General features: G+C 60.8%; 14 protein-coding genes. 2 read left to right on the top strand and 12 right to left on the bottom strand.

Going from position 1 to position 14,589, the window contains the following annotated elements:
- Positions 1-2: 2 nt before the first annotated feature.
- From ABDX79_RS02040 to dusB, 4 genes are all read right to left on the bottom strand, one after another.
- Entirely contained in the window at positions 3-2,210 is a 2,208-nt protein-coding gene (locus ABDX79_RS02040; RefSeq protein WP_346218583.1) for a sensor histidine kinase NtrY-like, read from the bottom strand.
- Positions 2,211-2,448: 238 nt separating this feature from the next.
- Positions 2,449-3,894 carry a nitrogen regulation protein NR(I) gene (gene ntrC / locus ABDX79_RS02035; protein WP_346218582.1) on the bottom strand — a complete coding sequence of 482 codons (1,446 nt, stop codon included), beginning with the start codon at positions 3,892-3,894 and terminating at the stop codon, positions 2,449-2,451.
- Between the two features lie 4 nt (positions 3,895-3,898).
- On the bottom strand, positions 3,899-5,068 hold the full coding sequence (locus tag ABDX79_RS02030; protein ID WP_463671095.1) for a two-component system sensor histidine kinase NtrB: 1,170 nt from the start codon (positions 5,066-5,068) through the stop codon (positions 3,899-3,901).
- Positions 5,069-5,071: 3 nt separating this feature from the next.
- The gene (gene dusB, locus ABDX79_RS02025) at positions 5,072-6,106 is read right to left on the bottom strand and encodes a tRNA dihydrouridine synthase DusB (protein WP_346218581.1); all 1,035 of its coding nucleotides are present in this window, start codon (positions 6,104-6,106) and stop codon (positions 5,072-5,074) included.
- A 216-nt stretch (positions 6,107-6,322) separates the two neighbouring features.
- Between dusB and ABDX79_RS02020 the strand changes: the two genes are divergently transcribed.
- Together ABDX79_RS02020 and ABDX79_RS02015 are read left to right on the top strand one after the other, a co-directional pair.
- Positions 6,323-7,519, top strand: a complete 1,197-nt coding sequence (locus ABDX79_RS02020; RefSeq protein ID WP_346218580.1) for a bifunctional 2-C-methyl-D-erythritol 4-phosphate cytidylyltransferase/2-C-methyl-D-erythritol 2,4-cyclodiphosphate synthase — start codon at positions 6,323-6,325, stop codon at positions 7,517-7,519.
- Positions 7,516-8,016, top strand: coding sequence for a CinA family protein (locus ABDX79_RS02015; RefSeq protein WP_463671094.1), 501 nt, complete (start codon positions 7,516-7,518; stop codon positions 8,014-8,016). The genes ABDX79_RS02020 and ABDX79_RS02015 overlap by 4 nt, the downstream gene beginning before the upstream one ends.
- Before the next feature lie 27 nt (positions 8,017-8,043).
- Here ABDX79_RS02015 and ABDX79_RS02010 read toward each other — a convergent pair whose 3' ends face one another.
- The 8 genes from ABDX79_RS02010 to ABDX79_RS01975 form a co-directional block, all read right to left on the bottom strand.
- Positions 8,044-8,502, bottom strand: a complete 459-nt coding sequence (locus ABDX79_RS02010; RefSeq protein ID WP_346218579.1) for a type II toxin-antitoxin system RatA family toxin — start codon at positions 8,500-8,502, stop codon at positions 8,044-8,046.
- Positions 8,503-8,512: 10 nt separating this feature from the next.
- Positions 8,513-9,487: a lipoyl synthase gene (gene lipA / locus ABDX79_RS02005; protein WP_346218578.1), complete on the bottom strand. Its 975-nt coding sequence runs from the start codon at positions 9,485-9,487 to the stop codon at positions 8,513-8,515.
- A 52-nt stretch (positions 9,488-9,539) separates the two neighbouring features.
- Positions 9,540-9,788 (bottom strand): GlsB/YeaQ/YmgE family stress response membrane protein, encoded by a 249-nt coding sequence (locus ABDX79_RS02000; protein WP_346218577.1) that lies wholly within the window; start codon positions 9,786-9,788, stop codon positions 9,540-9,542.
- 101 nt (positions 9,789-9,889) lie between these two features.
- Positions 9,890-11,344 (bottom strand): dihydrolipoyl dehydrogenase, encoded by a 1,455-nt coding sequence (gene lpdA, locus ABDX79_RS01995; RefSeq protein WP_346218576.1) that lies wholly within the window; start codon positions 11,342-11,344, stop codon positions 9,890-9,892.
- Positions 11,345-11,418: 74 nt separating this feature from the next.
- Positions 11,419-12,066 (bottom strand): SGNH/GDSL hydrolase family protein, encoded by a 648-nt coding sequence (locus ABDX79_RS01990; RefSeq protein ID WP_346218575.1) that lies wholly within the window; start codon positions 12,064-12,066, stop codon positions 11,419-11,421.
- Positions 12,063-12,512 (bottom strand): hypothetical protein, encoded by a 450-nt coding sequence (locus ABDX79_RS01985; RefSeq protein ID WP_346218574.1) that lies wholly within the window; start codon positions 12,510-12,512, stop codon positions 12,063-12,065. Before ABDX79_RS01985 ends, ABDX79_RS01990 begins: the two co-directional genes overlap by 4 nt.
- Before the next feature lie 9 nt (positions 12,513-12,521).
- Entirely contained in the window at positions 12,522-13,967 is a 1,446-nt protein-coding gene (locus ABDX79_RS01980) for a pyruvate dehydrogenase complex dihydrolipoamide acetyltransferase (RefSeq protein ID WP_346218573.1), read from the bottom strand.
- Positions 13,968-14,085: 118 nt separating this feature from the next.
- Positions 14,086-14,586, bottom strand: a complete 501-nt coding sequence (locus ABDX79_RS01975) for an SRPBCC family protein (RefSeq protein ID WP_346218572.1) — start codon at positions 14,584-14,586, stop codon at positions 14,086-14,088.
- Positions 14,587-14,589: the final 3 nt, after the last annotated feature.

Genomic DNA, 14,589 nt, shown 5'->3' with positions numbered 1-14,589 from the left:
TTCTAACCGTTCAAGTCGTCAAAATTCGTATTGCCTGCCGGCAGGATCACCCGCACCATCGCACCCGACGGCTTATCCGGTGCATCTTCGAGCGCGATCGAGCCGCCGTGTTCCTCGATAATCTTGCGAACGATGGCGAGCCCCAGCCCCGTGCCTTTTTCGCGCGTCGTCATATAGGGCTCCAACAGGCGATCTCGATCATCCTTGGGAAAACCCTGCCCGTTATCGATGATCTGCACTTCGTGATGGCGCTCCCCGGTCCGCGCCCGAACGACGATACGGCCGTCGGTTATCCCAGCGCCTTCAAGAGCTTCTACGGCATTCTTCACCAGATTTCCGAAGGCCTGACCAAGAAGCCGCGTGTCATAGGACCCGGTCAGCGGCTCGTCGGGAATGTCCTTTTCGAAGGTCACGCCGTGATCGCCCATCTCCCGCGTGAAGATCGCTTCCTTGATCACATCGCGCAGATCGGTCGGCTCCATCGTTGGCTTGGGCATGCGCGCGAAGTTGGAGAACTCGTCGACCATCCGACCGATATCGGAGACCTGACGTACGATCGTATCGACACAGCGGTCGAACACCTCGCGATCGTCCTCGATGCGCTTGCCATAGCGACGGCGAATGCGTTCCGCCGAAAGCTGGATCGGGGTCAGAGGGTTCTTGATCTCGTGCGCGATCCGGCGCGCGACGTCAGCCCAGGCCGAGGAGCGCTGCGCATCGACGAGGTCCGTGATGTCGTCGATCGTCACAACACTCGACTGCGCGTCGCCGCTCTTCTCCGCACTTGTGATCCGAACCGCCAGCGTACGCTCACGCTCGCGAATCCGCAGCCGGATCTCTTCCTGATACTCGGATCGATGCGAAGCCGCCGCCGCATCATGTATGGCGGCGAAGGCCGGAAAAGCCTTCGCGAGCGGAACGCCGACGGTCGAACGAGCGTCCGTCCCGAGAATTCGCTCCGCCGACGGGTTCAACATGGAGATCGCACCGTTCGGCGAGACACCGATAACGCCGACGGTCACGCCCGAAAGCACCGCCTCGATGAAGCGCCGGCGCTCGTCGATCGTATCGCGGGCGTTCACAAGCTCGGACCGCTGGCTCTGGAGCTGCTGCGTCATATTGTTGAAGGTGCTCGACAGCGAACCGACATCGCCGTCCGACGCCCGGACCGGCACTGAAACCGAAAGATTGCCGCGCGAGACCTCGTCGGCCGCACTCATCAGGAGCCGGATCGGCCGCACCAGACGATCGGCCACGCCAATGCCGGTCCAGATGGCCGACAAGAGCACGATGAGCGCGATCCCGAGATAGAGCAGCGCAAAAGCAAGCTGCAGCCCGAAGCGGTTGTCCTGAAGGCTCTGATATTCCGCTGACCGTTCCTCCATCAGCCGCAAGGCCGCCAGCACCTGCGGGTCGACCGCCCTGACCGTATAGAGATAGGCGTTCGGCACCTGCCGGAGCTTGATGATTGCGCCCACGAGATTGGTGACGCCGGGCGGAATGAAGACGAGATTGCCGTCGATCGCCTGCTGCATGGCATCGTCGGGCGGCACGGGCAGCGGCTGCTCGGTCTCGACATCCGCTGTCAGGAACGGTTCCTTGTTCTCGCCGATGAGCTGGGCGCCCAGCAGCGAGCGACCGCGCGCCTGCTCGGTCATGAAGTTCTCAAAGCCACGTGGATCGAGATTGTAGAGCCGGCGCTGTTGGTCGAGGTCGTATGCCATCGACAGGGTCGAGCCCTGAAGATTGCGGGCGTTCTCGTTGACATAGGCCCGCGCCACATTGATCGACGAATCGACGATGGCCCTTGTCCGCATCTCGAACCATCGGTCGAGACCGAGATCGAGGGTAATCGATGCGACGATCGCAACAAGAATCGCGGGGATTGCCGCAACGATCGAGAACAGAAGCACGATGCGCACATGAAGGCGCGAAGCGGCCCTGCCCTGCCGCCTCGCGCGGAACATCCGCGCCGCCTCGCGCCAGATCAGCCCGGCGAGCAGCAGAACAAAGAGGCCATTGACGGCGGTCGCGACCGTGACAACCGCATCGGTCGGCGCGATCGGCGTCAGTCCCATGAGCACGACGAACGAGATACAGCCGCAGACGAGCGCGCCGCAGACTGCGAGCAGACCGGGCACGAGCATGAAGCGGCGCCGCTCCAGAAGGAACGGACCGCTTTCGGCCGTATCGATGGGTTCGCTCGTCATGTCTCGTTCGGTACCTCTGGGCTCTGTAGAGATACGTATTGTGTCAAAAATGCAACTCAAATATCTGCCACCGGCCGTGCGGCTCAGATTGCCTTGAAAATCAAGCGTTTGGGCGCACTGCCTTCAAGGCGTGATGTTTCGACTCGCCATGGCGCGTGCATTTCAAGTTGCGACGATGGCGCCGCGAAGCACCATCTAACTTGGCGGCAGGCCCTATGCCGATGAGGTACGGCCGACGTCAGCGAATGGATCGAACGATCGAGATATCGAGATCCCGGATCTTCTTTCGCAGCGTGTTTCGGTTGAGGCCAAGCAGGTCTGCAGCCTTCACCTGATTGCCGCGCGTTGCCGCAAGGGCGGCGGCGATCAACGGATATTCGATCTCGCGGACGATACGAGCATGGAGCCCCGGCGGGGGAAGTGTATCCCCGAAGCTTGAAAAGTAATCCGCCAGATAGCGCTCGGTCGCCTGCCCGAGATCCACAGGCCCGGACCCGTTGTCATCGGAACCACCGAACTGCATGACGTCGTTTGCCAGTTCGCTCTCCACCAATTCGGTGGTGATCTCGTCTTGCGGATACAGCGCACAGAACCGCCGGATCAGGTTTTCCAGCTCGCGCACATTACCCGGCCAATTGTACTGGCGCATCGCCTCCAGCGCGCCGGTCGTCAGCATCTTGCGAGGCAGGCCCTCACGCGCCGCCTGAGCAAAGAAATGCGCAGCCAGATCAGGCAAATCCTCCAGCCGCTCACGGAGCGGCGGAAGCCTCAGGGGAACGACGTTGAGGCGGTAGAACAGATCCTCACGGAAGAGACCGCGCGTAATGGACTGGCGAAGATCCTTGTTCGTCGCGGCGACGATCCTGACGTCCGACGCTATCGGGGTGCGACCGCCAACCGTGGTATATTCGCCCTGCTGCAAGACACGCAGCAGCCGCGTCTGCGCCTCCATCGGCATATCGCCGATTTCGTCGAGGAAGAGTGTGCCACCTTCCGCCTGTTCGAAACGTCCCGTCGAGCGGGCCTGTGCGCCGGTAAAGGCACCTTTCTCGTGCCCGAAGAGCTCCGATTCAATCAATTCGCGCGGGATTGCCGCCATATTGATCGCAACGAAAGGCCCCTTCTTGCGGCGACCGTAATCGTGGAGCGCGCGCGCGACCAGCTCCTTGCCTGTGCCGGACTCGCCGGTGATCGTCACCGTAAGGTCGGTCTGCATCATCCGCGCAAGCGCGCGGTAGATGTCCTGCATCGCCGGCGACCGGCCGACTAGCGGCATCGATTCGCCGCTTTCTTCCTGCGCGAGACGTGCCGGGTCTTTCTTGGGCTCGGACAGCGCGCGGCGTACGACGCCGACGAGTTCGGCCAGATCGAACGGTTTTGGAACGTAGTCGTAGGCGCCTTTTTCCGAAGCCTTGACCGCGGTCATGAAGGTGTTCTGCGCGCTCATGACGATGATCGGCAGATCGGGCCGCGAGTTTTTCATCTTCGCCATGGAATCGAAGACATTGCCATCGGGCATCAAAACGTCGGTGACGACGAGATCGCCCTCACCGCTGGAGATCCAACGCCAGAGGGTCGCGATGTTGGACGTGGCCCGCACCTCGAAGCCCGCTCGCATCATAGCCTGGGAGACCACCGTGCGGATCGCTGCGTCATCGTCGGCGATGAGAATTTGCTGTACCATGGCCTTAGTCCGTATTCGCCTGAGAGGGGGCGTTCCGCTTCATCGCGCGCGGATATTGCGGGGATTGCTCATCCTCGAACTGCTTTTTCCACGCCGGCATCAAGACGCGGAAGATCGTCTGCCCGGGCTGGGAATCGCATTCGATCACGCCGCCATGGTCGCCGATGATCTTGGCGACGAGGGCAAGACCAAGTCCCGACCCGGACGGCTTGGTGGTCACGAAAGGATCGAAGATGTTCTGTCGAATATCGTCCGGGACGCCGGGACCATTGTCCTCGACCGTGAATTCAAGCGGCAGCGAGACGCGGTCCCGTGTTCCCGGGATCGTGAGCCGCACACCGGGGCGAAAGGCCGTCGTGAGCCTGATTTCGGGCTTTTCGTTTCGGATGACGGCCTCGGCCGCGTTCTTCAGTAGATTGAGGAAGACCTGAACCAGCTGATCGCGGTTCGCAAAGACCGGCGGAAGAGATGGATCGTAAAGCTCGACGATCGGAATGTCGCGCGCAACGCCATTGGCCGCGATCGTCTTCACATATTCGAGCACGGAATGAATGTTGACCGCCGAGCGCTCGATCGGGCGCTGATCGGAGAAGACTTCCATTCGGTCGACCAACTTGACGATCCGGTCGCTCTCTTCCTGGATGATGCGCGTCAGCGTCCGATCTTCGTCCGACGCATCGCTCGCCAGCAGTTGCGCCGCGCCCTTGATCCCTGAAATCGGGTTGCGAATCTCATGGGCGAGCATCGCAGCCAGCCCGGTGACGGTCCGCGCGGCAGAGCGATGGGTCAGCTGACGGTCCATTTTCTCTGCAATCGACCGCAGCTGGATCATCACCACGACGAGATTGGGATGATCGGGAACGGTCGAGACATAGAGATCGACGACCCGTTCTTCGCCGAGGCGCGGCGAGGACAGATCGACCCGGTATTCGCTGAAACGCGCCTGCTCGGTGAGCGCCTTCTGGATGAGCGAAAAGAGTGGGCTGTCGCCCGGAACGAAATCCTGCAGCCGTCTGCGAATGAGATACGGCATGCTTGCGGAGAAAAACTGCTCCGCATCCGAGTTGGCGAAATGGAAATAGCCCTCATGGTCGCAAACGATTACGGGATGCGGCAGTCCGCCGAGAATGTTCAGGGCATCGGGTGCGGATTTACGGCTCGATGTATTACTCAAGAATCAGGCCGCCTTCGCATAAGTGGTTTGTCCAGACGAGACGCCGGCTTCGAGGTCAGCCAGCGAGAGCCCCGAAAAGATTATCCGGATTTGCTCGACCACGGCGCGCGGATCGTTTTCACGCATCAGCTTTGCCTTCAGATTTTGCGGTGCAGCGGTGCGGTCCACATACCAGCCGAGGTGCTTGCGGGCGTGCCGGACGCCTGTGCCCGTACCGTAATGAGAGAGCATTGCTTCATAGTGCTCTGTGACGAAAGCGGCAGCGTCCAGGGCGGCAAGCCGATCGTGGGTTACGCAGGACGCCAGACGCCCCGCGAGCCATGGCCGACCCTGCATGCCGCGTCCGCACATGACGGCATCCGCACCGCTTTGGGTTAGCATTGCCGGGATCTGGCTGATCTCGACCAGATCGCCGTTTGCCACGACCGGGATCGAGACTGCGGCTTTCACCGTCTGGATTGCCTGCCAGTCTGCATTTCCATCGTAAAAATCCGCGCGGGTGCGGCCGTGCACCGTGACCATCTGAATGCCTGCAGCTTCGGCCCTCGCGGCGATTTCTGCAGCATTCAGCGAATCGCGGCACCAGCCGAGCCTCATCTTGAGCGACACAGGCACGGAGCCTGCACCCCGTACCGTGGCCTCGACGATCCGCAAGGCAAGGTCCGGTTCCCGCATCAGTGCCGAACCGGAGAGCCCGCCCACCACCTTCTTGGCCGGGCACCCCATATTGATATCGATGAGATCGACGCCATCGTTGGCGAGCTTCCGCGCGGCCTCTTCCATCCAGTCAGGATCGCGACCCGCTAGCTGGACGGTATGGATTCCCGGACCATCACGAAGGGCGCGGAGCTTTCCCTCTTCGGCCCCTTTGACGAACTCCCCGCTCGCCACCATTTCCGATACGACAAGCCCCGCACCGAACAGTCTCGCCAGCCGACGAAACGGAACATCGGAAATTCCCGATAGCGGAGCGGCGAACACGCGATTCGCGAGCGTCAGCTTGCCGACCGGTAACGGAGAGCGAATATCGGGGGTCATGCTCTTCTGAAGCTCATTAATGTCGCATTCCGCGATACTGTCGTGTTTTTCATCACTCTGCCCCTTCCGTAGAACGCCGCTGCGCAAATGACAACCTTCTTGAACCGCTTGAAGGGACGCAGAGCTGCCATTCCATTGACGCATGGCTAATTGGTGGGCATGCGAACGGCGTCGGGCGCGCGTCGCTCACCAAGATAGCAGGGCATGTGGAACGCCATGACTACCGCTGGACTGGCAGCAATCATCGTCGCGAGCGGGCGGGGGCTTCGCGCGGGCGAGCATCAGGATGGACCCAAGCAGTTTCGCAAGATCGGCGGGAAGCCGGTGCTGGTTCGGACGCTCGAGCTCTTTCTGCACCACGAGGCCATCGAGACTGTCGTGCTCGTTGCCAATCCCGAGGACATTGATCGCGTCGCGGAGATCGTCGCGACACTCGGCTCAAGCGCGGCGATACACATCGTCAATGGCGGGGCGACACGCCAAGCCTCGGTGCGCGCTGGTCTTCGAGACCTTGAGACACGTGCGGCGAAAGCGGTGCTGATTCACGATGCGGTCCGCCCCTTCGCGTCATCCGATCTTATCTCGCGTGTCGCAAATGCCATCACGGACGACATCGGCGCACTTCCCGTGGTCGCGGTCGCGGATACATTGAAGAAAGGGTCCGAGGGCCATGTCGTCACGACGGTCGACCGCTCGAACCTCTACGCAGCGCAGACGCCGCAGGGTTTTCCGTACCGGCTAATCATGGATGCCCACGAAAGGGCCGCGAAAGAAACCGGCGTCGAATTCACCGATGATGCCTCCATCGCCGAATGGGCGGGACTGCCAGTGGTGATGGTCGAGGGCGAGCCGGACAACGTGAAGCTGACGAGCGCGCGAGACCTGGAACTGGCGGACAAACGCCTCAAAGGAGAAAGCCGAATGATCGATGTCAGGACCGGCAACGGTTACGACGTCCACAAGCTGGTCGAAGGCGATCAGGTCACGCTCTGCGGCGTGAGCATACCCCACGATCAGACGCTGTCAGGGCATTCCGACGCCGATGTCGGCTACCACGCCTTGACGGACGCCCTTCTCGCTACCTGCGGCGCCGGCGATATCGGCGATCATTTTCCGCCCTCAGATCCTCAATGGAAAGGCGCCGCCTCCCATATCTTCCTCGCCGCCGCGCGGGACATCGTTGCGGCGAAGGGTGGGCGAATCATGAATGCCGACATATCGCTAATTTGCGAGGCCCCGAAGATCGCCCCCCACCGCGAAGCCATGCGGAAGGCTATTTCGGAATGTCTCAGGATCGAGATCGACCGCGTATCCGTAAAAGCGACCACCAACGAGTCGATCGGCTTCGTCGGCCGCAAGGAAGGTATTGCCGCCATCGCGACCGCCTCCGTTTCCTATGGAGATAAGGCGTGAGCTCGGAGCTTGGCGAGATCGAACGGCTGGCAAGGACAGTGGTCGAACGCTTCACGGCGGCGGACCTGAAGCTTGCCACTGTTGAGTCGTGCACAGGCGGCATGGTCGCCGCCGCCATCACCGATATCGCAGGCTCATCATCCGTTCTCGAGCGAGGCTTCGTGACCTATTCCAACGAAGCGAAAGTCGACCTCGTCGGTGTCGATCCTTCAGCACTCGAAGCTTATGGCGCAGTTTCACAGACGGTCGCTCGGCAGATGGCCGAAGGCGGCGTCAAACATTCAAGCGCTCAGGTGGCCGTGTCGATCACCGGCATCGCGGGACCTGGCGGCGGAAGCCCGACCAAACCCGTCGGCCTTGTCCACTTCGCCTGCGCATCCAGACGTGGAACGACACACAGGGAAGAGCGATACGGCGATCTCGGCCGTGCAGCTATCCGCCAAAGGAGCGTCGAGACCGCGCTTAACATGCTTCTAGAAGCAATCGATCCCGTCTGAAAACGTCGATGATGCCAGGGAGCGCGATCAGGATTTCGGGGGACCGTAAACCTGATCTGCCCGCGCCTCGAACGCTTTGGCAAAGCGCCGGAAGGCGTAATCGAACATCGAACCCATGAGCATGCTCAGTGTGCGGCTCTTGAATTCGTAATCGATGAAGAAGTGTACATCGCACTCTTGGTCACTGATCGGCTCGAAGGACCAGCGATTGTCGAGATACCGAAATGGCCCGTCGACGTATTTCACGTCGATACGGCGCTCTTCAGGCTTCAACAGCACTTGGCTCGTGAACGTCTCACGCACCATCTTATAGGCGACCGTCATGTCGGCGACGAGCAGTGTCTTTCCGTCCTTCTCGCGCTTGGAGCGAACGCTCAGGCTCTTACAGAGCGGCAAAAACTGCGGATAACTCTCGACGTCGGCGACAAGGTCGAACATTTCGTCGGCGCTGTGGCCGACCCTGCGTGTCGATTCAAATTGCGGCATCGGACCTTAATCACGCAGCATTCGATTTCGCGAGCCTTGCTGCCTTCAAGCGCTCGAAGTCTTCCCCGGCATGGTGCGACGAGCGCGTGAGCGGGCTCGCGGCAACCACATGGAAACCCTTAGCCAGCGCGATCGTCTCGAAGGAGCGAAACTCGTCCGGCGTCACATAGCGGATGACGGCATGATGCTTGCGGGTCGGCTGCAGATACTGACCGATGGTCAGGAAATCGACATCAGCGCTGCGAAGATCATCCATCAGCTGAAGGACTTCGTTCCGCTCTTCCCCGAGGCCGACCATGATGCCGGATTTCGTGAAGATTTCCGGATCGAGCTCTTTCACCCGCTGAAGAAGGCGAATCGAATGGAAATACCGCGCGCCCGGCCGCACCGTCAGATATTTTGACGGCACCGTCTCCAGATTGTGATTGAAGACGTCCGGCTTTGCCGCAACGACCGCTTCGAGCGCGCCCGGCTTGCGAAGGAAATCCGGCGTCAGAATTTCGATCGTCGTCCCGGGCGCCGCGGCACGGATAGCACGGATGGTGCGCACAAAATGCTCGGCACCACCGTCTTCCAGGTCATCCCGATCTACGGAGGTGATGACCACGTGATTGAGGCCCATTTTCGCGACGGCGCGGCCGACGCTTTCAGGCTCACTCCGGTCCAGTGGATGGGGCATGCCGGTGGCGACGTTACAGAACGAACAGGCGCGGGTGCAGATCCCGCCCATGATCATGAAGGTCGCGTGCTTCTTGTCCCAGCACTCGCCGATATTCGGGCAGCCGGCTTCCTCGCAAACGGTTACGAGACCGTTCGAACGAGCAATATCCCGGGTTTCCTGAAACCCCTTGCCCACAGGTGCCCGAACCCGGATCCAATCCGGCTTCGGGGGACTCACTGCCGTATCCGGCCGATGAGCCTTTTCGGGATGCCGCAACCGAGGCTTAGCCTCGATCTCGGCGCGATTGTCGAGCACCGTAACCATGCTTTTTATCTAAGCCCTGCCAGCGCTCGACGCAATCGGCCATCCGGTCGCGTCAGCGGCGAACCAAACGGAAAATGAAGATGAGAAGACAGGCACCGACGAAACCTGTGATCAGATAGGCGAACGAGAACGATGCGCCGGCACCGACGCCAAGGCCCGTCAACTGAAGCAGCAGGCTGAGGACAATCGCGCCGACTATACCGAGGATGATGTTCATGATCACCCCCATGTCGCTGCCCATGACCTTCTCTGCGAGCCATCCGGCGAGACCGCCGACGATAATTGCTGCCAACCAACCCATTGGTAAGCTCCTCTATGAAGATTGCTGTTCCGCAGGGCAGATAGGAGAATGTGGCAGGAGACAAGACACCCGCCCCAATTTCCGAACAGCCGGATCGGCAACTACTGATGGATCACGCGACCATAAGCGTCGAGCGATGATTCGTGCATCATCTCCGAAAGGGTCGGATGCGGGAAGCACGTGTGGAAAAGCTCTTCCTCGGTCGTCTCCAGCCCAATCGCGATGACGAAGCCCTGAATAAGCTCGGTCACTTCCGCACCGACCATATGAGCGCCGAGAAGTTCACCGGTCTTCGCATCGAACACGGTCTTCACCATGCCGTCCGGTTCACCCAGAGCAATCGCCTTGCCGTTTCCGGTGAAGTTGAACCGGCCGACCTTCACCTCGTGACCGGCCTCCTTGGCCTTCGCCTCCGTCAGGCCAACCGAAGCGATCTGCGGATGGCAATAGGTGCAGCCAGGGATCTCGGACTTCTTCATGGGATGGGGATGCATCCCCTTGATGGCCTCGACACAGATCGTGCCTTCGTGCTCGGCCTTGTGCGCAAGCATCGGCGGACCGGCGACATCGCCGATCGCGTAGATGCCCGGTGCGTCGGTCTTGCCGACACCATCGGTCTTCACCACGCCACGCTCGATCTTCACGCCGGCTTCCTCGAGCCCGAGACCCTCGATATTGCCTTGGACGCCGACAGCGGAGATCAGGCGCTCAGCCTTCAATGTCTCCGATTTGCCGCCCTTCGTCTCCACCGTTACGGTGACGCCGTCCTTGCCCTTTTCGACCTTCGCAACCTTCGCGTCGGTCATGATCTTCATGCCCTGCTTCTCGAACTGCTTGCGGGCGATCTTGGCGACCTCCGCGTCCTCCACTGGCAGGATCTGCGGCAAGAGTTCAATGACCGTTACCTCAGCACCCATGGTGCGGTAGAAGCTCGCGAACTCGATCCCGATCGCGCCCGACCCCATGACGATGAGGCTTTTCGGCATGGACTTCGGCTTCATCGCCTCGAAATAGGTCCAGATCCGGTCACCGTCCGGCTCGATGCCTGGCAGGACGCGCGGACGCGCACCTGTTGCGACAATCACGTGCTTGGCCTTGTAAGTGCCCTCACCCAGCGTGCCTTTCGGCACCGGATGCTGTGGCTCGACGATCGGCTTCTGCATCTTGCCGACCTCGACCTCGACAGGCCCGCCCTTGCCGGCCTTCTTGATCTTCGCCTGACCCCAGATCACGTCGATCTTGTTTTTCTTCATCAGGTATCCGACGCCGCCGTTGAGTTGCGCAGAGACCCCGCGAGAGCGTTTCACCACAGCCTCGATGTCAAATTTCGGCTTCTCGATCTCCAGACCGTAATTCTTGCCGTTTTCGGCATAGTGGAAAATCTCGGCCGTGCGCAGCAGCGCCTTTGTCGGGATACAACCCCAGTTGAGGCAGATACCGCCAAGATGCTCGCGCTCGACGACCGCCGTCTTGAAGCCAAGCTGCGAAGCGCGGATCGCCGCGACGTAGCCGCCCGGCCCGCCGCCAATTACAAGAACGTCGTAAGTGTCAGCCATGGGTCGTCTCCCCGGATCGTTTTTCTCTGTGGACGGACGTAAAGCCGCCCTTTGATGGATGGACGCACTGAAACTCAGTCTTTGAGTTCGAGCAGTTTCTTGATCGGGCCGATCAGCGCTTCGCCAAGCCGGCGCGTGTTCTCTGCATCGAGGTGTACTCCGTCGATGGGCGAGGCTTCGCAGATCTCGCTGGCATCGAACATCGTGACTCCGTATTCCTCCGCGACCTTGGTGATGGCGGAGCGGAAATGCGTCGATTCCTCCACCGCATGTCCGAAGAGCAGTGAGAAGTCGGGCTCCGTCGTGCTGGTGAAATGTGGCGGCGCAACGAGCAACAGCTTCGGCGGCTCGTAGCCACGCTGATATGGAAATGTCTGGCAGATCTCGATCAGCCGTTCGAGCCCCTGCCGGGACTCAAAGACCCGACCGCCACCTGTGTGGCGCTTGAGATCGTTCGTCCCCAGCATGATCACGACCAGATCGAGCGGCTGATGGCTGGCGAGAAGCGTCGGCAGAACTTTGGCACCGTTGCGCTCGGCCGGAACCATGTGGTCGTCGAAGGCGGTCGTACGCCCGTTGAGACCTTCGCTGATGACGCGAACCTTATGCCCCAGCGCCTTCCCGACGACATTCGGCCAGCGGTCGAAGAAGTCGTGCCGCAGCATTGTTTGCGGGTCGTATCCCCAGGTGAGAGAATCACCGAAGGCGAGGACGGTCTTCATCGCGCGGCCCTTGCCGCTTCGGCAAGACCGAAATTGATCGGCAAGGCACCGTTGAGCCCACGTCGTTGCGCAAGAGCGAACAGATCACCGCGCCGGTACGGAAATCGCGAAATGACCGATTTCGTCACGCATTGTTTGACGGAGGACCGCCGGATGCAGGCAATGACAGAGCGATTGGACATGCTGTAGCTGATCTCCCACTGACCGCGAACGACTTTGCTATCGAGCGAGCGAACGATGTAGGCACTGTGGTTCGGAGCGGCATAGACGAGCGTATTTCCGAGACCGCCAAGCTTCATCACATATGTTCTGCCCGCGAACGAACGAGCATAGGCATCCATTTCGGCTTTCGGCCATTTCTGGGCGATGGCTGGATTCGAGACCACTGTGGCCAGCGCCAGAATGATCGCCGCTAGCCAGTTGGAACGTCCGAGGATGCTACGCATCAGCCGACCTTACACGAGCATACCCATCGGATTTTCGATGTACTGCTTGAAGGCGGCAATCAGCTCGGCGCCGAGCGCTCCGTCGACGGCCCGGTGATCCGTCGAAAGCGTTACCGTCATCAGCGTCGCCACCTTGACCTCGCCGTTCTTCACGATGGCGCGCTCTTCACCGGCGCCGACCGCGAGGATGGTCGCGTGGGGCGGATTGATCACGGCCGAGAAGTTGTTGATGCCGAACATGCCGAGATTAGAGACGGCCGTCGTGCCGCCCTGATATTCCTGCGGCTGCAGTTTGCGAGCCCGGGCGCGCTTGGCCAGGTCCTTCATCTCGTTGGAGATGGTCGACAGCGTCTTTTCCTCGGCGCGCCTGATGATCGGCGTGATGAGGCCGCCGTCGATCGAAACTGCGACACCCACATCCGCATGCTTGTGCTTCAGCATGGCCGTTTCGGTCCACGAAACATTGGCTGTCGGCACGGCCTTAAGAGCGAGCGCCATGGCCTTGATGACCATGTCGTTGACCGAGAGTTTGTAGGCCGGCTTTTCGCCTTCGTCGCTCTTGGTCTTCGGCGCTGCGTCGTTGAGCTGCTTGCGGAGCGCCAGAAGTGCGTCCAGTTCGCAATCCACCGACAGGTAGAAGTGCGGAACGGTCTGCTTGGATTCGACGAGCCGCTTGGCAATCGTCTTACGCATGCCATCATGCGGGATCTTTTCGTAGGAGCCTTCCTCGAACATCTTGAGAATGGCGTCGTCGCTCGGGCCCTTCGCGGCAGGCGCTGGAGCAGCATCGGCCTTGGCAGCCGGAGCATCCTTCGGCTTGTCGGCGCCAGCGGCCTTGCCGACACCCTTTTGCTGGGCTTCTTCGATATCCGCCTTTACGACACGGCCATGAGGACCGGAGCCCTTGACTTGTGTGAGATCGATCCCGGCTTCCTTTGCAAGCCGCCGGGCGAGCGGCGAGGAGAAAACACGGTCGCCGTCGTCCGTCTTCGGGGCAGGACCGGCAGACTCTGTGGCTTCCTTGATGTCGCCTCCGCCAGCACCGCCTTCGGATCGCGCGGATGCACGCTTTGACGGATCTTTCGCCTCTTCCTCGCTTCCCTTGGCGGCATTGTCGGCTTCTGCATTGGCGGCCATCGCACCACCCTTGTCGTCGCCCGATGGCGCAGGATCGGAGCCGCCGCCCGACTTGGCGGCCTCTTCGACATCTTCGCCGTCGGCCGCGAGGATCGCGATCACGTCGTTGACCTTTACGCCCTCGGTGCCGCCAGGCACGACGATCTTGGCAAGCGTGCCTTCGTCTACGGCCTCAACTTCCATGGTCGCCTTGTCGGTCTCGATCTCGGCGATGATGTCACCGGCCGAAACCTTGTCGCCCTCGGCGACCAGCCATTTGGCGAGATTGCCCTCTTCCATCGTCGGAGACAGGGCTGGCATCGTCACATTGATCGGCATTGTCGTCTCCGAAGGGTCTTATACGTCGTCTTTTTGGATGCTGGTCGCTTGGTGAAACGACCAAGAAACTTCGAGTGCCGGCGCGCGTGATCTGAAAAGTATCGCGCCAGCCATTGGATCAGTGCCTTCCGCCGGAACCGTCCGGCCCATTGCCATGACCTTCCGCGTGGGTCGCGAGATTGCCAAGATGGGCCGTCCAGCCAGAAGAATGATCGAGCAGCAGGGCCGACCGGTCCGCTTCCGGGGCTTTCTCCCAGCCCTGATGCTCGATGATAACCTGCGTGCCACCGTCGGTCTCGTCGAGACTGACGGACACCACGGTGTCGAACGTCCAGTCCTCATCGGCCCAGACCATCACGAAACCATGGTGAGGATGAAACGAAGTCACCTGAGCCCTGGTCATTCGATTTCGACCGGTCGGATCGACCCAAGGCTCGACAAACCGACCGCCCTCTTTCGGCTCGAACTCGATATTGTCGCGCCACCATGACTTCAGACAGGTCGGCTCCGTCAGGCAACGCCAGACCGTATCGCGGGAAGCGGCAATCTCCTTGCGGATTTCGAGCCGCCCGTTGTCCCGCGATACAGTTTCCTTGGCATTTGACGGAAGCGCAGTCATCGC

Source organism: Fulvimarina fulva (assembly GCF_039652615.1).
Lineage (GTDB): Bacteria > Pseudomonadota > Alphaproteobacteria > Rhizobiales > Rhizobiaceae > Fulvimarina.
This window is presented reverse-complemented; position numbering and strand designations above follow the sequence as displayed.